Source organism: Streptomyces sp. MK37H (assembly GCF_018035285.1).
Classification (GTDB): Bacteria; Actinomycetota; Actinomycetes; order Streptomycetales; family Streptomycetaceae; genus Streptomyces; species Streptomyces endocoffeicus.
Genome location: NZ_JAAAYH010000004.1, coordinates 58,149 through 74,906, shown reverse-complemented (window position 1 = coordinate 74,906; position 16,758 = coordinate 58,149). Strand labels below are relative to the sequence as shown.

Below are 16,758 nucleotides of genomic sequence, written 5' to 3'. Positions count from 1 at the left end.
CCGCCCGGGCCCGCGCCCGCACCGGCCGTCTCATGAGCGGCCAGGCCCGCGTAGACCTGCTGGAGCTCGGAGACCAGCGGCCTGGTCCGGTCGGTCCCGGCCTGGTTCCTGACCGCCTCACGCGCGTCATGCACCAGCATCTCGGCGCGCGACCTCTCATGAGAGGGCACCGCATCGCCCAGGTCGGAAAGGCGCTTGTCGACCTGATAGGCAATGGCGTCCAGCTCATTACGCGCGTCCACCGCCTCACGCAGCGCCCGGTCCTCACCCCGGTTGCGCTCGGCCTCCTGGACCATCCGCTCGACCTCACCCCGGTCGAGGTTCCCGGTCTCACTGATCTGGACCGACTGCTCCTTACCGGTGTCCTTGTCCCGCGCCGTGACATTGAGGATGCCATTGGCGTCGATATCGAAGGTCACCTCCACCTGCGGCTCGCCACGCGGCGCCGGACGGATACCCGTCAGCTGGAAACGGCCCAGCACCCGGTTGTCAGCGGCCCGCTCCCGCTCACCCTGCAGGATCACGATGTCCACCGCCTGCTGATCGTCCTCAGCCGTGGAGAACGTCTCCGTACGGCGCACCGGAATCGTGGTGTTCCGATCGATGATCTTCGTCATCACACCACCACGCGTCTCCACACCCAGCGACAGCGGAGTGACATCGAGCAGCAGCACATCCTTGACCTCACCCTTGAGCACCCCGGCCTGGATCGCGGCGCCCAGGGCCACGACCTCGTCGGGATTGACGCTCATATTGGGCTCCTTGCCACCGGTCAGCCGCCGCACCAGGCCCTGCACAGCGGGCATCCGGGTCGAGCCACCGACCAGGATCACCTCATCGATGTCACTCTCACCGGCCTTGGCATCGGCCATGGCCTGCCGCACCGGACCCAGACAGCGCTCCACCAGATCAACAGTCATCTGCTCGAAAGTGGACCGCATCACCGTCTCCGTCAGATGCTTCGGACCCGAAGCATCCGCGGTGATGAACGGCAGGCTGACCTGGGTCTGGGTCACCGAACTCAACTCGGTCTTGGCCTTCTCCGCGGCCTCGAAGAGCCGCTGCAGCGCCTGCGGGTCCCGGCGCAGATCAATCCCGTTCTCCCGCTGGAACCCCTCGGCGAGATGGTCCACCAGCCGCCGGTCGAAATCATCACCGCCCAGATGACTGTCGCCCGCGGTCGCGCGGACCTCCACCACCCCGTCCCCGACATCCAGGATCGACACATCGAAGGTGCCGCCACCCAGGTCGAAGACCAGAACGGTCTCATGACCCTTCTTGTCCAGACCGTAAGCGAGAGCGGCCGCCGTCGGCTCGTTGATGATCCGCAGCACCTTCAGACCGGCGATCTCCCCCGCGTCCTTGGTCGCACTGCGCTGAGCGTCATTGAAATACGCCGGCACCGTGATGACCGCCTCGGTCACCCGCTCGCCCAACTGCTTCCCCGCATCATCAGCCAGCTTGCGCAACACCTGGGCGCTGATCTCCTCCGGCGAGTACAGCCTCTCGCGCACCTTGAACCGGGCCAGACCCTGCTCGTCCGGGACGACGTCGTAGGCCACCGCCCTGGCCTCCGCCGACACCTCGTCGTAATGCCGGCCGATGAACCGCTTGGCCGAATAGATGGTGCCCTTCGGGTTGAGGATCGCCTGCCGCCGGGCCAGCTGCCCCACCAGCCGTTCACCGGTATCGGTGAACGCCACCACCGACGGCGTGGTACGGCTTCCCTCAGAGTTCGGAACGACCGAGGACTCACCACCCTCCCACACGGCGATCACCGAGTTCGTGGTGCCCAGGTCGATACCGACTGCCTTGGCCATGGCAACTCCTTCCGGAGGCGGCCGCTGATATTCGCCCCGGTGCCCGGTCGGGCGACGAGGCGGGGATTACGGGGTCTAAGCCACAAGAGTGGCAAAGCGGGGCAGATGACCGCCTGCGCCTGTGGGGTCGAATTTCGGCGCCCCAGACCGCCACCGAGGACAGGTACGAGCGGGCGCGATCCGGGCGACCGATACCCGGGCAGACCGGCCCGCCGCTTCCCAGCCCGGCCCCGGGCAAGGGTGGCCGCCCCGCGCGGCCAGGATGCGCCCCGGCCTCGTGGGCCTCGGGGCACCAGGACGGCGGCGCCCGGCCGCCGGGTCAGCCGGAACCGTCCGGGTGCAGGACGACCTTGGTCCAGCCCTCGTCCCGGCGGTCGAAGTGGTCATAGCCGTCGGGGGCCTGGTCCAGCGGAAGCTCATGGGAGACCACCCAACTGGGCTTGGCCTCGCCCCCGGCGATCAGGTCGCGCAGCCGGCGGTTGTACCTCTTCACCGGTGCCTGGCCGGTGCCGATCTTCTGGCCCTTGAACCACAGCTTGCCCCAGTCGATGGGCACCTTGCCCTTGGCCTCGAAGTCGCCGATCTGGGGCTGGGATTCCCTGCCGCCCGGGTCCTCGGGGACGAACACGCCCACCACGCCGATGCACCCGGTGAAGCGGACGTTCTCGATCAGGCCGTTCATCGTGCGGGAGGCGTCCTCGCGGCCCGACGGGTCATGGGCCTGGTAGCCGACGCACTCGCAGCCGTTGTCAGCGCCGAGCCCCAAGGTGGCTTCCTTGATGACCTCGCCCGGGTCCTGCTCGCGCATGTCGATCGGCATGGCGCCGATCTCCTCGGCCTTACGCAGCCGATCGGTGTGGAAGTCGCACACCCACACCCGTCCAGCACCCTTGATCACCGCCGAGTAGGCCGCCATCAGCCCCACGGGACCCGCACCGTAGATGACGGTCTGGTCCCCGGGCTTGACGCCCGCCATCTCGGTGGCGTGGTAGCCGGTGGGGAAGATGTCGGCCAGCATCACATAGTCCGTCTGGCGCTCCTCGGCGTCCTCGCCCAGCCGCAGCGCGTTGAAGTCCGCGTACGGCACGCGCAGGAACTCGGCCTGGCCGCCCTGGTACGGCCCCATGTCCGCGAAGCCGTAAGCGGCTCCGGCGCCCGAGGGCTCCGGCTGCATGGTCAGGCAGTAGTTGGTCAAGCCGCGCTCGCACTGTTTGCAGAAACCGCAGGCGATGTTGAACGGCAGCACCACATACATGCCGACCTTGAGCTTTCTGACCGCCGAGCCGACCTCGATGACCTGCCCCAGGTTCTCGTGCCCGAAGATGCGGCCCTTCTCGAACGACGTACGCCCTTCGTACATGTGCAGATCGGAGCCACAGATATTGGTGGTGGTGATTTTGACGATCGCGTCGCAGGGGTGCTCGATCCTCGGGTCGGGCTTCTCCTCGACCGCGACGTTCCGCGGTCCTTCGTATACAGCTGCTTTCATGATCACTCCTCGTCTCACCACCACACGCATGCGCCCACTGCCGTCACCCGGCCCGAGGCCGCGAGTGATGGTGGATGGATGGTGGCGCGGCCGTCATGTCCTGCGGCCCCGCTGCGATGGCGGCACATGCCGCCTGCTGTGGGAGACGAGTCGCCCTGTCCTCCACGGTCTCATCCGGGCACTCCGAACGCGACCGCGGCCGGCGGGGGTGGGGGCGGCACCCTCGGCCCCGGCTCAGTCGTCGGAGAGATCCTGCTCGGCCCAGATGGTCTTGCCATGGGCCTCCAGGCGAGTGCCCCAGCGCTGGGCGAGTTGGGCCACCAGGAAGAGGCCGCGGCCGCCCTCGTCGAGCGCGCGGGCCCGGCGCAGATGCGGTGCCGTGCTGCTGAAGTCGGAGACCTCGCAGATGAGCGCGCGGTCGCGGATCAGGCGCAGCCGGATAGGGGGGTGACCGTAGCGGATCGCGTTGGTGACCAGTTCGCTGGCGACCAGCTCGGTGGTGAAGACCAGCTTCTCCAGTCCCCAGTCCATCAGTCGGGCGGTGACCTCCCGCCGGATCCGGGAGACGACGGCGGGTTCCGGGGGGACCTCCCAGGTGGCGACCCGGTCGGGGCCGAGGGCCCGGGCGCGGGCGAGGAGCAGGGCGACATCGTCTTCGGGGCGGGCGGGGAGCAGAGTCCGCAGGACGGTGTCGCCGAGGGCGTCCAGGGACGGGCCCGGCTGGGCCAGGGCCTCGCACAGCGCCTCCAGTCCCTCGTCGGTCGCGCGGTCGTGGCCCTCGACCAGACCGTCGGTGTAGAGGGCGAGGACACTGCCCTCGGACAGTTCGGTCTCGACCGCCTCGAAGGGCAGGGTGCTGAGGCCGAGGGGCGGGCCGTCGGGTACGTCGAGGATCTCGGCGCTGCCGTCCGGGGTGACCACGACGGGCGGGGGGTGGCCGGCGCTGGCGAGCGTGCAGTGGCGGGAGACCGGGTCGTAGACCGCGTACAGGCAGGTGGCGCCGGTGCCCTCGGGCGGTTCGTGATCGTCTTCGGCGGCCAGCCGGGTCACGAGATCGTCGAGGTGGGTCAGCAGCTCGCCGGGCGGCAGATCGATATCGGCCAGGGTGCGTATGGCGCTGCGCAGCCGCCCCATGGCGGCGGACGCCTCGACGCCGCGGCCCACGGTATCGCCGACCACCAGGGCGGCGCGAGCGCCGGAGAGCGGGATCACGTCGAACCAGTCGCCGCCCACGCCGGCCCAGGTTTCCGAGGGCAGATAGCGCGAGGTGACCTCCATCGCGGCCAGGTCGGGCAGGCGCCGCGGCAGCAGATTGCGCTGCAGAGCCCTGGCCGTCATGCGCTCGCGCTTGTAGCGGCGTGCGTTGTCCACGCATACGGCCGCTCGGGCCGAGATCTCCTCGGCCAGCAGCAGGTCGTCCTCGTCGAAGGGCACCGGCGTCCGGTGGCGCGCGAAGAACACCACGCCAAGGGTGACGCCGCGGGTGCGCATCGGCACCACCAGCTCCGAGTGGATTCCGTGCTCCCGGATCCGGGCGGCCCGTACCGGGTCGAGGGCGTCCCACCGGACCATGAGCTCGTCGTTCACCTGGAAGAGGATGGCCCGGCCCTCGGTCAGGCATTCGGCCGACGGTGAGGACTCCGGGTGGGTGTCCAGTTCGCCCACGTCGACCACGGCCTCCGGGGTTCCGGGGAGGACGGAGCGATGGGCGGCGCGGCGCATGGTGATGGGACCGGACAGCGGGCCCGAGGGGGGTTCCTCACCCTGGTCGAGAAAGGTGAGCAGGTCGACGCCGACGAAATCGGCGACCCGGGGGACGGCCACGTCGGCAAGTTCATGGGCGACACGCGCGAGGTCCAGGGTGGAGCCGATGCGCTTCCCCGCCTCGTTCAGCAGCAGCAACCGTTCCTGGGCCTGGTGCCGGCGGGTCGTGTCGTACGCGGCGAGGCACACGCCGTACACGCGGCCCGTCCGGTCCTTGAGCGGCGCGAGCGAGATCGTCCAGGCGTGCTCGCGGCCCGGCACCCGCAGATAAGCCTCCAGGACCTGTCGTTCGCCGCTTTCCAGCACGCGACGCATGCCCTCCTCGGTCTTCTCGCTCTCCGGGTGCGACAGGAGCTCGACCAGGCGCATACCGCGCATCCGATCCTCGGTGAGGGCGGCCGCCGCCTCCATTTCGGCGTTCGCCCGCACCAGCCGCAGGTCCGTGTCGAAGACCGCGAGCACGCACGGGGCCTGGGCGAACGCTCCCACAGCCGCGTCTGCCTCGGGCGAACGCGGTTCCCGCGCGACGCCGGACACCAGGAGCCACCCGGCGGCACCGCCGTCCGCCACCACACGGTGCGCCAGCGCCTCCGCCTCCACGCGATGGCCGTCACGGTGGCACAGCCCCACCCGTCCGCTCCACCTCGACCGGCCGGCCAGGCAGCGCCCGACCGCCTCGGCGGCGGTCTCCCCGGCCCACAGCTCGGTCACCGCTCGCCCCACGATCTCCTCGGGCCGGTAGCCGAGCAGCCGCTGGGCGCCCTCGCTCCACCCGGTCACGACGCCGTGCGAATCCATCGTGGCTGTGGCCAGGTACACCATGTCGAGAGGCTCGTTCACCGTGGAGGACATCGTCTTACGGTCCCGGCGGCCACGTCCACCGGAAGTTCCGTCTCGTCCTCGGCCAGCGGCAGCAGCGGCCTCTGCTGGAGATCGATCAGGTGGACGACGGCACGGCCCGGGCCCATGGCCCCGGCATAGCGGTTCAGGACCTCCGGGAACTCCGCAGGGGAGGCCTGCTGGATGGCGCTGACCAGCTCCTCGAGCAGCTGTTCGGCGGCCCCGGCCGAGGTCGGCACATCCGCGTCCACCATACGAGCAACTGTACGGCGGGCTCTCTTCCGGCGTCGTCCGCGGCCGCTGTCGGTCCTCTCCCAGGCGGCGAGCGCCTCCTTGAGCCGGCACCACCCGGTCGCTGCGCCCGAGCCTCTTGGTGGTGAGCAGGCTGGTGCCGCGGGCGAACACCGGCAGCCGACGCCCGCGCGGCACAGCCGGCGACCGTGTGATTCCGAGGGACATACCGCGACGCAGTCCACTTCGAGGCCAGGGGATGCCGGGGGAGTCATCAAGGCATCACCTGCGTGATGACGCCCCCGTGCATGGCGCCATGCGCGGGGCCATCGGTCCACGCTGCCGACACCTACCCGGACTGCGCGGTTTCGGCCTCCTGGCGTTCACGCTCCGCTTGCTCGCGGCGCCGTCGTTCCCGTTTGCCGTAGGCGGCGCGGCGGACCGCTTCGTCGCTCTCGAATTCGGATCCGAGGGCTCCGCCCACGATGGCCGCCGCGCTCGCCAGCGACGCCAGGCGCGCGTAGTCGCCCAGTCCGACCGAGCGGCCCACCTGCTTGGCCAGCACTCCGCCGTCAATGAGGAACAAGGACACCGCGAAGTCCACGACATAGAGGCCGACGAGACCGCACAGGACGCCCAGGGACAGGGTCAGGACCGTGGAGAGGTTGTACAGCGCCGCCTTCTCCCTGTCCTGGGGGGAGGGAGAACCGGGCCGCTCCCACAGACGCCGGTGGACGATGAGCCAGGTCACCATGGCCGCCACCGAGAAGAGGGAGATCACGGCTAGCCGCTCGGCCCGGATCCCGGTGGCCACGTTCCAGACAGCCGCGTTCATCACGGCGATGGCGCTGGTGGCCAGCGCGGCAGCGAGCGCCTTGGCGAGGGCGGGGACCAGCCGCCAAGGGTCGTTGGCGCGCACCATTCCGAGCAGCAGGCGCAGGCGTCCTCTCGCCGGAGACCCCACGATCCGCAGATCGACAACCTCTTCGTCCGTCGTCGTGCGCTTCACGGGGGGCGGTCCGCTCCGGAACGACCGGTCCGATGGTTCCCTGGCCCGGCCGCGTGGAGCCGTCGCCGGTCGTGGTGAGCACCAGATCTTTCAGGAGCCGGACGACGGAGCGACGGAGCCGCCGCCGTAGGAAGATCCCGCCGAGCGCGGGCAGCGACACCAGCGCCACCCGATCTTCGGCGTCCACATCGACCACCAGTGGGCGCCCGTCGGTGCGCAAGGGCAGATCGGTGAGGCAGACGGCGATGTCCCAGTTCTCCCGAAGCTTGTGCTCCCGTGTCGCGCTGAGGATCGTGACGCTGTCGTGCAACATGGCGGTCAGCGGGTCACGGACGACCCACAGGCTCCACTCGATGTCTCGGTTCACGGCTTCGGCGAGCAGTTCGGGCAGATCCTCGGCCAGTTCCTCCGCCAGTTCCGCCGGCGCGTCCGGGTCGACGAGGAGGCCCACCACAACGCGCGGCCGCCCCTTGTCCGCATCGGGAGTAGCCCGCATCACCACTCCCGTCTTCCGTGATGTGAGCAGCAGGTGCTGGGGCGGGCCGTGGGGCCGCGCCGAATCACGGTAACGGCATGCTCCCGAAGGACGGCGGCGACACGCACGCCCGACCACCTCTCCGCGGTGATGCACCATGAAAGCGGCACATGAGCCGCCTGCCTCGGCCGGCGCCATCTGCACACCGTGCTGAACGAATACGCCCGCCACTACAACGGGCGCGGCCCGCTCAAGGCCCGCCACTCCCCCACCCTGGCCTTCACTTCACCGAGCGCGTCTCAGCCCCAAGGCACTCGTGCGACCACCATGCGACCACCACACCGCAAAACACCGAAAAGGCCGCCCCCGCGTCTCTGCGGAAACGGCCTTCGAAAAAGACGCGCGCAGACCTGTCGCGCCGTCAAGCTCCGTACGACACCGTACGCGCAAGCCGTCAAGTGCCATCCTGGAGCGACGGCGGCACGTCGCAGGGCAGCTCACCGGCAGAGGTTCGAGCCCTCGTGCCAACCAGGCGTTGGCCACCGCTGCGCCGATACGTGCGTTGGCTTGGTGGACGATAGTGCTGCAGCGCCCTCGACGACTGACCGGGGGCGCCGCCCGGCAGGGGCAGCGCCGCTTCGGGGCCGGGCCCGGTTACGGGCCCGGCCCCTCGCTGCGGTTGCCCCGCGGGTCTGTGCCCGTCAGCGCGCCTTGTACGCGGCGGTGACCTCGACCTCCACCATCCAGCCCTTGACGGCCAGCGACGCGACCTCCATCGTGGCGCGCGCGGGACGGGCCTTGTTGGCGACCAGCGGTGCCTTGGGGGCGGAGGTACCCATCGGGACCGGGACGACCTCCTTCGAGGTGAGGTCGATGTTGGCGAAGTACTGGCGGTACGCGCGGTTCCATCCCGCGTAGTCGGCGGTCTCGGCGCCGGGCGGTTTCATCAGGTAGCACTTCATGGTGATGACGTCGGCCAGGGTCAGGCCCGTCGCTTCGAGGTTGGTCTTGATGTTGCGCAGGACGACCAGTGCCTGGGCCTCGGTGACCGTGACTCCCGTGGCGCCCTGAGTGAGGGCCGGGTCGGTATAGGACTCGGGTGAGCCGGCCGGCGCGGACGGGTTGAGCGCGGTCGGGCCAAGGCCGCTGCTCTGGTAGATCGCCACCTCACCGCCGGTCGCCACTCCCGTGGCGATGGCCGGGTTGGACTGGCCCTCGGGCAGCATGACGCGGACCTCTTTGGGCCCGGGCCACCAGCCTTTGCCCTCGGCGAGCGCGGTGCCGCCGGTGAGGAGCGAGGCGGTCAGGGCCGTACCGATCACAACCTTCGTATGTCGCTTCATGCGGCCATCACCCTTTCGTGGATGTCGGTCACGACCTTGCGGGCCGAGGAGAACGCGCCGTGCTGCCAGGCGATGACATGGCTGAGCCAGTCGCCGGCGAAGTAGACGTGCCCGGCGGGCTGGTTGAGCAGCTTGTACTCGGGACCGGTCTGCGAGGGCCAGCTCACCCAGCCGGCCTCGATATAAGGCGTGCGGTGCCAGGCCACGCTGAAGGAGTGATCGAGTTCGGTGCGGTACTTGTCGCCGTGGATCTTCACGCCCCGGCTCACCGCCCGCGCAAGGCGCTGGGCGTGCGGCAGATCGCTGTACGCGACGGCGTCGGCACCGGAGTTGTAGTAGCCGATGAGTGTGCCGCGGCGGCCCTGGTAGCCGTAGGAGGGGTACCAGATGGTGGCCAGGTCGGTGTCGGTCGGCGTGATGCCACCGTAGATGTGCTCGTCCGTCTCCCACCATCGGCTGCGGTACTCGAGCCCGATCTTGCCGACGGGGGTCGGGACGGCGTACTTCAGCGCCGCGGTGATGTCGGTCCCCAGGTTGTGCTTGAGGCGGGCCATGACCATCGGCGGCATGGCCGCGACAACGAAGTCGGCGCGCTGGGTGAGGGTACGGCCGCCGTCGCCCTTGTACGTGACCTCGGCACCGTCCGGCAGGTCCTTGACCTCCAGCACCTCGGCGCCATAGGTGATGCGGTTCTGGCCGATCGCCTTGGCCAGGGCGTACGGGATCGCGTCCATGCCGCCCACCGGCTGGAACATCAGCATGGCCTGGTCGTAGCCGAGTTCGAAGGCGAAGCGCTGCCCCACGCCGCTGCCGATGACGTCCGACAGCGTCGGCACCGGGCCAAGGACCGTGCCGTCCTCGAAGGCCGCGCCCGGCTCGACGGAGTAGCCTCGCCGGTCGGTGCCGGTGTAGGCGTAGCCGTCGGCTTTGCCCTTGATAGCGCCGAAGCTCTGCAGGAACGCGATCAGTCGTTCCTGGTCCTGCGCGGTGAGCTGTGCGTCCAGGGCGCCCTGGTCGGTGGCCTTGGCGAGCAGCTCGGAGATGTAGCCGTAGACGTCGGCCTTCGCCGTGCGCCAGCGCATGGGCTTGCCCGCGAGGGCGGCACTGCTCTCATGGTAGATGTACGCGTTGGCGTTCTGGTTGGTGAACACCTGCAGTTCGACGCCGAGTTCGCGGCAGTACTCGAGAGTGACGTGGGACTGCGGCAGCCGGGCCGGGCCCGCGTTCATGTACTGGCCCTTGGTGAACGACGCCGTCTGCGTACGCCCGTCGAGGTCGGTCAGCGTCGTGCCGCCGCGGACCGTCCAGTTGCGGCCCCCGGGGCGGTCCTTCGCCTCCAGGATCCGGCAGTCGTAACCGGCTTTGCCCAGTTCGTACGCCGTCGCCAGGCCGGCTATGCCGCCGCCGAGCACGAGCACCTTCTTGCCGCCGCGCCCGGTGAGCGCGAAGTCGCTTCGCTGGGGCGCCCGGTACTCATCCGCCCGCGCGTCTGGCACCGGGGCGAGCCCGAGTGCGCCCATCGCCGAGTACAGCACTCCGGCGCCACCCGCGACGCCGACGGATCTCAGGAAGTTACGGCGGGATGCCGGGGACTGCTCTGCAGCCATCAATTCCTCCTCATCCGCACCCCGGGGCGCGCGCCGGCCGGGGAGCGGTCGTTCGGTCAACCCGGTCACGTGGGGGGTACGAGTTACTGAGGAGACCGGAGGTGCGCCATGAGCCTCCGCCGCGACTGTTACAACGCCATACCACTGGCGTAACCGGTTTCGAGCCGTGCGCTGCGAACCAGGAGGAAGGTGCGGGCGCGGTCCCGTCTTGGGCCGGGGGCAGCCCTCCCCGCTGGGCCAGTCCCCGCGCCGTACCCGGCCACCACACTGCCGTAGAGGCCGACGCCTGGAACGGGGCCCGACGGCACAACCGTCGGGCCCCGCTTCGGTGTGGAGAACGCGCCCTTGCCAAGCACATGAGGCCGTCAGTTGAGGTGGGCGGCCCCCGCCGGAGAAGGGACCGCACGCAGCCGGTCAGGAAGGGTGCCATCGTCCGGCATCCCCCTCCGTAGCCACGCGCTCAGCGCCTCGGCGTCGGCTACGGTGACGATCGGCCCCAGCCGCGCCACGGGTCCGCTGGGCCTGCGATCCACCGCACACGGCTGGACGGCAGCGTACAGCCCGTGGCGACGACGGCAGTCCAGGAGCTTGCCGAGACATCCGGTGGAAACGAGGACGCCGTGCGAAGAGCCTTGGACGGCCTTGCGCATACTCTCCATCACCTCATCGCCGTCGGATCCCCCACGACAGCTCCCGCAGACGACAAGAGTGAAGGGGCGGTTCGGGCGGTCGTCCGGTCCATGCGGCATAAGGCTCCTCCATGGGCAACTGAGGCGGACGTCCGGTCGACGCAATCGGACAGCTAACGGGAGCCGTAGGGAAGCAGGGCCATCTCGCGCGCGTTCTTGACGGCGCGGGCGATCTGACGCTGCTGCTGTCGTGTCACATGGGTCACCCGGCGGCTGCGTATCTTGCCGCGGTCGGAGATGAACTTCCGCAGCAGGTCGGTGTTCTTGTAATCGACATAGGTGATGCCGGCGGCGTCGAGCGGGTTGACGCGGGGACGCTTGGCTCCCCGGCGGTCGGTGATGGTGGTGCGGCGGGCCATGAGCGAGTCCTATCCGTATGAGCGTGAGGCGCCGTCAGGCGACCGGGTCGAGCAGTTCGTCGAAGGCGTGCGGCAGCCGGCTCCAGGCGTCCGGCCCGGCGGCGTACTCGGCGTCGGTCAGCAGACACGAGTCGAGCAGGGCCGGCAGCCCGTCGCGGTCGAGGCCGGGCGAGGTGAAGGTCAGGTGCTGACAGCGGTCGCCGTGGTCGGGGTGCCAGTCCAGCGCGGCGGCCACCCGCCGCTCGGCCGGCACCATCTCCCAGGCCGCGTCCGGCAGCGCGGCCAGCCACGGCCCGGCCGACTCCACGCACAGGGCACCACCCGCGGCGTCCCACGACAGCAGGGTGTCGCCCCGGTCCGCCAGCCAGAAGCGGCCCCGGCTGCGGGCCGCGGCACAGGTCAGATCCTCCAGCGCCGCATAGAGCCGCCCCGGGTGGAAGGGACGGTGGCGCCGCCAGACGAGGGTGCTCACTCCGTGCTCATCGCTGTCCTGTGGCAACAGTGCGCAGGCCGGGTGCTGACGGGCGGCCGCCGCCGCGGTGTCGAAACCCTTGAGGAGGGCGGGCCCCAGGGCCCCCTCGCCGAGCCGCATCTGCCGTGCGCCCGGGGTGAGTTGGGTGAGCAGGGCCAGATCGCCGTCGTCCGCGGGCTCTTCGGACGTCTCGTCCTCGGCGACGGCGAGCACGGTGGGGTACTCCAGCTGCCGGGCGAAGGTGTCCGCGATGGTGCGCTGGTCGGTCGGGGCGGCGGCGAGACCGGCCTCGGCGAGGTCGTCACCGTTCGCGAGATACGGCACCATCAGGGCCGGATCGACCGCGGTGGCCACCCCGGTCAGCTCCAGCGGGGCGCCCTCGGCCGCGATGACGGCGGCCATGGCCTGGGGCTCGACCGAGTCCCACAGCTCCACGACGGCGAGCCGGTGCCCGCCGCCCGTGGCCAGGCGCAGCAGTTCGGGGAACATGTCCTCGCGCAGCGCGCAGCACGCGCAGTCGTTCACCAGCGGCGCCTCACCGCCGCCGAGCGGCCCGGAGGCGTCGCGCACGGTGCGGCGCACGGCGCAGTCGGTGGCGGCGGCGGCGGACAGATCGTGGTGCAGCGCCACGGAGCCGGGCACCGTGCGCAGGATCTCCTCGACGGCGGCGCGTCGGGCGTCGGCGTGCAGTCCGCCCACGACCGCCACGGCCAGCCGGTTCTCGTCCGCGGTCACCGGTCCCTCCGTCCGCGTCCGTAGCGCCGCTCGAACCGCTCGACGCGGCCCGCGGTGTCCACGACGCGCTGGTTGCCGGTGTAGAAGGGGTGGCTCGCCGAGGAGATCTCGACGTCGATGACCGGATAGGTGTTGCCGTCCTGCCACTCGACCGTCTTGTCACTGGTGGCGGTTGAGCGGGTGAGGAAGGCGAAGTCGGCGGCCCGGTCGCGGAAGACGACGGGCCGGTACGCGGGGTGGATACCGGGCTGCATGGCGGTCAGCGCTCCTCTCGGAAGTCGACGTGGCGGCCGACGACCGGGTCGTACTTGCGCAGGGTCAGCCGGTCGGGGTCGTTCCGCCGGTTCTTGCGGGTCACATACGTGTAGCCGGTGCCCGCGGTGGACCTCAGCTTGATGATCGGACGTAGTTCATTGCGCGCCATGGCCACACCATACATGGAGTTGGTTTTCATTTTCATCAAGCTGGTGCGGTGCTACCCGCACCACTCCCGGACACTTCGAGAGGAACCATGTCCGCCCACTGCCAACTCACCGGCCGGCAACCCGGCTTCGGCCAGAACATCTCCCACTGGCACCCGCCGTGGCCCGCATCCGCGCCCGGGGAGGGAAGGTCTGATGGCCAAGAACTCTTCTCACGGAAGGCGACAGCATGACCGACCCGCTGCTGGAAGGTGACCGGCCTTGTCGTCCGCTACGGCCGCCACACCACCGTCGACAAGGTCTCCTTCGAATCCACGCGGGCGAGACACTCGCCCTGGTCGGTGCGTCGGGCTGCGGCAAATCCTCCACCGCTCTGGCCACGCCGACGCTGCGCCGCCCGGAAGGTGGGAGCGTACGTTTCGAGGGACGGGAGCTCACCGGCCTGCGGGGAGCGGGAGCTACGTCCGCTGCGGCCACGGTTCCAGCCGGTCTTCCAGGACCCCCTACGGCTCCCTCAGCCCGCACCTGAGGGTGCGCGACGCGATCGCCGAACCCCTGCGCGTTCGAGGGAGGCCACCGGCACCCGGCCGGATCGAGGAGCTGATGAAGACGGTCGGCCTCGACGTCTCGGTGGGCGGCCGACTGCCGCACGAACTATCCGGGGGACAGTGCCAGCGCGTCGGAATCGCGCGGGCGCTCGCGGGCGAGCCACGCCTGCTGGCCCTGGACGAGCCGGTCTCGGCACTCGACCCGTCGGTGCGCGCCGGAGTGCTGAACCTGCTCACCGCCCTCCAGGAGGACCGCGGGCCGGCGTATCTGTTCCTCTGCCACGGCCTCGCGCTCGTACGCCACTTCGCACACGGCGTCGCGATCATGCGCCGGGGCCGGATCGTCCAGACCCGCCCCGCACGCGAGCCGAGCCTCACCGCGCTCGGCGGCCCTCCTGCGTAGCTTTACCCCGCAGCGGGGGGCGGCGGCGGTCCTCGCGCTCACCCGCCCGTCCTCACCTCCAGCTGGCGCCGAAAGCTGGTGGCCAGTTTGCCGCCGCACGCACTGCCGCACGTCCCTGGCCACTTACCGTTCAACCCTCCGGGTTCCGTGCCGCGGTGCCGAGCAGCGGATCGGGCAGGCAAGTCCAGTGGGCGGCGCCGAGTGCCAGTGCACGGTCGTCAAGTACGGCAGTGTCCAGCGCGGCCCGCAGCCGGTCCTCGTCCAGCTCTGCTCCGATGAACACGATCTCGTTGCGACGCTCACCGTAATAGACATCCCAGTGCCACGAGGCCAGGGTTCGACGCTCGGGCGACGCGGCGCGCCACGCGCCCGCATCACCGTCCTCCAACCACTTCCCCGCCTGCCGCAGTTCGAGATGGCGACCGGCCGACCGCCAGGAGATGACCGTGTCCGAGTGGGTGGCCACCCACAGGTGCCCCCGGCTGCGTACCACCGCGGGCATGATCCGGGGCAGGCTTTCCGCCAGCCGCTGGGGGTGCAGCGGGCGCCCGGACCGCCACAGCACCGAGGCCACGCCGTGGCTGATGCCACGACGGCGTATGGCGGGGGCGATGGCATCGAGCCGGTCGGCCGGTCCAGCCGCGGCCCACCCGGAATCGGGCCGTGTCAAAGGCGTCAGCGAGGTGCTGTCGCGAGCTTCCGTATCGAGGAGGACCAGCGCGGACGGGCTGAGATGGGCGAGCAGGGCGCGGGAGCCTTCAAGGCGGCCGTCGTCCTCCGCTCCTCCCTCCCGCAGGACCACCACCCGGGCAGCCTCCACCTGCCGGGCCGCGGCCTCGGCGATCGTGAAGGGCACGGCGTGCGGATGGTCACCGAAGACGTGGGCGGCCCGGTGCACACAGCGCAGGTCGCTCAGCAGCCGTCCGGGGTCGACGCCGACGGTGAGGGGCGCGAGGTCGAAGTGGTCCGACAGTGGAGTCCTGCCCAACGGGGTCCGCCACAGCTCGGCCAGAAACGGCAGGGCGTCGACGTTGTCAGGGAGCGCGAGCACGACGTGCGGGCAGGTGGCGGCCCGGGCGATGGCATCCAGATCCTGACGGATGATCACACGGACCTCTGATCCCCATGCCCGACCTCACCCCTGATGCACTGCGCGCGGCTGTGGCCCGGATCATCCGGAACGTGCAGCCCGCCTCCGTGAACTCGAGCGAATCGTAGATACGGCCGAACAAGACCTCACGACGGTCATCGATGAAATTCAGCAGATCCGCAAGACAGCGGAGGACGAGGCCGGGCTGTGACTCGAAGTGTCGGAACCTGGCCCGCGGGCTGATAGCCGTCCAGGGCACTCCGCGTCATCAGACGTGAGAACTCAACCGGCTTCAGCGCGGTGCCTGCTCATCACTGCCAGGCTTTCGTCGCGGATGGGGTGTGAGGTGTCGCGGTCGGGCCGGTAAGGGGCCAGGGTGGGTTCGGGCATGGACGTGGTGAGTTCCTCGGCGGCGAGGGCGGCCAGGAGCGGGGCGAGGGTGACGCCGCTGTGGGTGGTGATGGTGTAGAGGCCGGGAGCCTGGAGATGCGGGCCGACCAGGGGAAGGCCGTCTTCGGGAACGGGGCGGACACCGATCCGGGTACCCCCCAGGGCGCGGAAGGCCGGCAGGATCGCGACGCACCGGCTGAGGAGGTCCGCTTCGGGCGGCACATCAGTTGACGCGGTCGGGGCGAGGAGGGCGTCGACCGGCCAGGAGATGGCGCAGACCCGGTTGCCCGGGGCGGGGCGCAGATCGACGCCGGGGGTCGCGACGATGGCGCGCAGCGGCTCGGCGAGCGGGACGGACTCGCCCACCAGACCGGGGATCTGGCGCAACGGCAGCCGTACCCCGGCCAGTTCGGCGATGCGCCCGGCGTCGGGGCCCGCGCAGTTGACGATGTGGTCGGCCTCGAAGCGCCGGCCCCGTGCCTCGGCGCCGCGTACCCGCTCACCGACCAGCAGCAGGGCGGTGACGGGACTGTCGTAGCGGATGTCGGCGCCCAGCGCCGCGGCCCGGTCGAGGAGGGTGCGCGCGAGGAGGGGTGCGTCGTACCAGGCGGCGTCGTCGTGCACGACGAGTTCGGCGGCGCGGCAGGAGGCGGGGTCGACGGCAGGTGCGAGAGTGCGCAGCTCGCCGGGGTCGGCGGTGCGGCAGGGGTGCCCCCAGCCCGCGAGGCGCTCGGCACGCGCGCGGAGGATGCGCTGTTCCTCCTCGGTGTGGCCCCACTGGACGAGCGGCGCGGGATGGCGCCAGCCGACGGCTCCTGTGTCCGCGTGGATCTCGTGCTCCAGCTCCCGGTGGAGCGCGGCGCTGCGCCGGTTGAGCAGGAAGTAGGAGTGGGGGGTCTTCAGATGGGTGACGTCGATGGAGAAGGTGGCGCTGGAGGTGCCCGGCGTGCGGCCGCCGGCGTCGAGCACGGTGACGCTGACACCTGCCTCGGCCAGGCGGTGGGCGGTGGCGGCGCCTATCACTCCGGCGCCGATGACGAGGGCACGGGTCATGGAGACTCCTTCGGTGACG

At 70.5% G+C, this 16,758-nt stretch carries 16 protein-coding genes and 1 pseudogene; 4 read left to right on the top strand and 13 right to left on the bottom strand.

Going from position 1 to position 16,758, the window contains the following annotated elements; genetic code table 11:
* The 5 genes from dnaK to GWI24_RS44760 all read right to left on the bottom strand — a co-directional run.
* A partial coding sequence (dnaK, locus tag GWI24_RS01700; protein ID WP_210944088.1) for a molecular chaperone DnaK occupies nucleotides 1-1,820 on the bottom strand: 1,820 nt, incomplete at its 3' end.
* Between the two features lie 319 nt (nucleotides 1,821-2,139).
* Entirely contained in the window at nucleotides 2,140-3,309 is a 1,170-nt protein-coding gene (locus GWI24_RS01695; protein WP_210944087.1) for a glutathione-independent formaldehyde dehydrogenase, read from the bottom strand.
* Nucleotides 3,310-3,543: 234 nt separating this feature from the next.
* Nucleotides 3,544-5,925: a SpoIIE family protein phosphatase gene (locus GWI24_RS01690; RefSeq protein ID WP_210944086.1), complete on the bottom strand. Its 2,382-nt coding sequence runs from the start codon at nucleotides 5,923-5,925 to the stop codon at nucleotides 3,544-3,546.
* Entirely contained in the window at nucleotides 5,910-6,167 is a 258-nt protein-coding gene (locus tag GWI24_RS01685) for a hypothetical protein (RefSeq protein ID WP_210944085.1), read from the bottom strand. Before GWI24_RS01685 ends, GWI24_RS01690 begins: the two co-directional genes overlap by 16 nt.
* A 326-nt stretch (nucleotides 6,168-6,493) precedes the next feature.
* Entirely contained in the window at nucleotides 6,494-7,153 is a 660-nt protein-coding gene (locus tag GWI24_RS44760; RefSeq protein ID WP_247615724.1) for a hypothetical protein, read from the bottom strand.
* A 304-nt stretch (nucleotides 7,154-7,457) separates the two neighbouring features.
* On the opposite strand from GWI24_RS44760, the gene GWI24_RS44755 reads away from it, so the two are divergent.
* Complete coding sequence (locus GWI24_RS44755; protein WP_247615723.1) at nucleotides 7,458-7,670, top strand: hypothetical protein; 213 nt, start codon at nucleotides 7,458-7,460, stop codon at nucleotides 7,668-7,670.
* 659 nt (nucleotides 7,671-8,329) lie between these two features.
* Here GWI24_RS44755 and GWI24_RS01675 read toward each other — a convergent pair.
* The 6 genes from GWI24_RS01675 to rpmG form a co-directional block, all read right to left on the bottom strand.
* Nucleotides 8,330-8,971 carry a Rid family hydrolase gene (locus GWI24_RS01675; protein ID WP_210944084.1) on the bottom strand — a complete coding sequence of 214 codons (642 nt, stop codon included), beginning with the start codon at nucleotides 8,969-8,971 and terminating at the stop codon, nucleotides 8,330-8,332.
* Complete coding sequence (locus tag GWI24_RS01670) at nucleotides 8,968-10,578, bottom strand: FAD-dependent oxidoreductase (protein ID WP_210944083.1); 1,611 nt, start codon at nucleotides 10,576-10,578, stop codon at nucleotides 8,968-8,970. Before GWI24_RS01670 ends, GWI24_RS01675 begins: the two co-directional genes overlap by 4 nt.
* Nucleotides 10,579-11,380: 802 nt before the next feature.
* A complete protein-coding gene (gene rpsR, locus GWI24_RS01665; RefSeq protein ID WP_210944082.1) occupies nucleotides 11,381-11,626 on the bottom strand; it encodes a 30S ribosomal protein S18 in 246 nt (81 codons plus the stop codon).
* A 34-nt stretch (nucleotides 11,627-11,660) separates the two neighbouring features.
* Nucleotides 11,661-12,833: a GTP-binding protein gene (locus GWI24_RS01660; RefSeq protein WP_210944081.1), complete on the bottom strand. Its 1,173-nt coding sequence runs from the start codon at nucleotides 12,831-12,833 to the stop codon at nucleotides 11,661-11,663.
* Nucleotides 12,830-13,087, bottom strand: a complete 258-nt coding sequence (locus GWI24_RS01655) for a type B 50S ribosomal protein L31 (protein WP_210944080.1) — start codon at nucleotides 13,085-13,087, stop codon at nucleotides 12,830-12,832. The genes GWI24_RS01660 and GWI24_RS01655 overlap by 4 nt, the downstream gene beginning before the upstream one ends.
* Nucleotides 13,088-13,092: 5 nt before the next feature.
* Nucleotides 13,093-13,257 (bottom strand): 50S ribosomal protein L33, encoded by a 165-nt coding sequence (gene rpmG / locus GWI24_RS01650; RefSeq protein ID WP_026252351.1) that lies wholly within the window; start codon nucleotides 13,255-13,257, stop codon nucleotides 13,093-13,095.
* 87 nt (nucleotides 13,258-13,344) lie between these two features.
* Here rpmG and GWI24_RS46730 point away from each other — a divergent pair.
* From GWI24_RS46730 to GWI24_RS46035, 3 genes and pseudogenes are all read left to right on the top strand, one after another.
* Nucleotides 13,345-13,451, top strand: a pseudogene (locus GWI24_RS46730) (bL28 family ribosomal protein).
* A gap of 33 nt (nucleotides 13,452-13,484) precedes the next feature.
* A complete protein-coding gene (locus GWI24_RS44750) occupies nucleotides 13,485-13,784 on the top strand; it encodes an ATP-binding cassette domain-containing protein (protein WP_281788765.1) in 300 nt (99 codons plus the stop codon).
* Between the two features lie 2 nt (nucleotides 13,785-13,786).
* On the top strand, nucleotides 13,787-14,206 hold the full coding sequence (locus tag GWI24_RS46035) for an ABC transporter ATP-binding protein (protein WP_308343334.1): 420 nt from the start codon (nucleotides 13,787-13,789) through the stop codon (nucleotides 14,204-14,206).
* Nucleotides 14,207-14,336: 130 nt separating this feature from the next.
* On the opposite strand, the gene GWI24_RS01640 is transcribed toward GWI24_RS46035, so the two are convergent.
* Together GWI24_RS01640 and GWI24_RS01635 are read right to left on the bottom strand one after the other, a co-directional pair.
* Entirely contained in the window at nucleotides 14,337-15,314 is a 978-nt protein-coding gene (locus GWI24_RS01640) for a GTP-binding protein (protein ID WP_210944079.1), read from the bottom strand.
* A gap of 264 nt (nucleotides 15,315-15,578) precedes the next feature.
* On the bottom strand, nucleotides 15,579-16,739 hold the full coding sequence (locus GWI24_RS01635) for an FAD-binding oxidoreductase (RefSeq protein ID WP_210944078.1): 1,161 nt from the start codon (nucleotides 16,737-16,739) through the stop codon (nucleotides 15,579-15,581).
* Between the last annotated feature and the right edge of the window lie 19 nt (nucleotides 16,740-16,758).

Excerpts from the sequence above, each read along its gene's own strand:
- GWI24_RS01695 (WP_210944087.1), bottom strand. The coding sequence starts at position 3,309 with ATGAAAGCAGCTGTATACGAAGGACCGCGGAACGTCGCGGTCGAGGAG.
- GWI24_RS01690 (WP_210944086.1), bottom strand. The coding sequence starts at position 5,925 with ATGTCCTCCACGGTGAACGAGCCTCTCGACATGGTGTACCTGGCCACA.
- GWI24_RS01685 (WP_210944085.1), bottom strand. The coding sequence starts at position 6,167 with ATGGTGGACGCGGATGTGCCGACCTCGGCCGGGGCCGCCGAACAGCTG.
- GWI24_RS01675 (WP_210944084.1), bottom strand. The coding sequence starts at position 8,971 with ATGAAGCGACATACGAAGGTTGTGATCGGTACGGCCCTGACCGCCTCG.
- GWI24_RS01670 (WP_210944083.1), bottom strand. The coding sequence starts at position 10,578 with ATGGCTGCAGAGCAGTCCCCGGCATCCCGCCGTAACTTCCTGAGATCC.
- rpsR (WP_210944082.1), bottom strand. The coding sequence starts at position 11,626 with ATGGCCCGCCGCACCACCATCACCGACCGCCGGGGAGCCAAGCGTCCC.
- GWI24_RS01655 (WP_210944080.1), bottom strand. The coding sequence starts at position 13,087 with ATGCAGCCCGGTATCCACCCCGCGTACCGGCCCGTCGTCTTCCGCGAC.
- rpmG (WP_026252351.1), bottom strand. The coding sequence starts at position 13,257 with ATGGCGCGCAATGAACTACGTCCGATCATCAAGCTGAGGTCCACCGCG.
- GWI24_RS44750 (WP_281788765.1), top strand. The coding sequence starts at position 13,485 with ATGACCGACCCGCTGCTGGAAGGTGACCGGCCTTGTCGTCCGCTACGG.
- GWI24_RS01635 (WP_210944078.1), bottom strand. The coding sequence starts at position 16,739 with ATGACCCGTGCCCTCGTCATCGGCGCCGGAGTGATAGGCGCCGCCACC.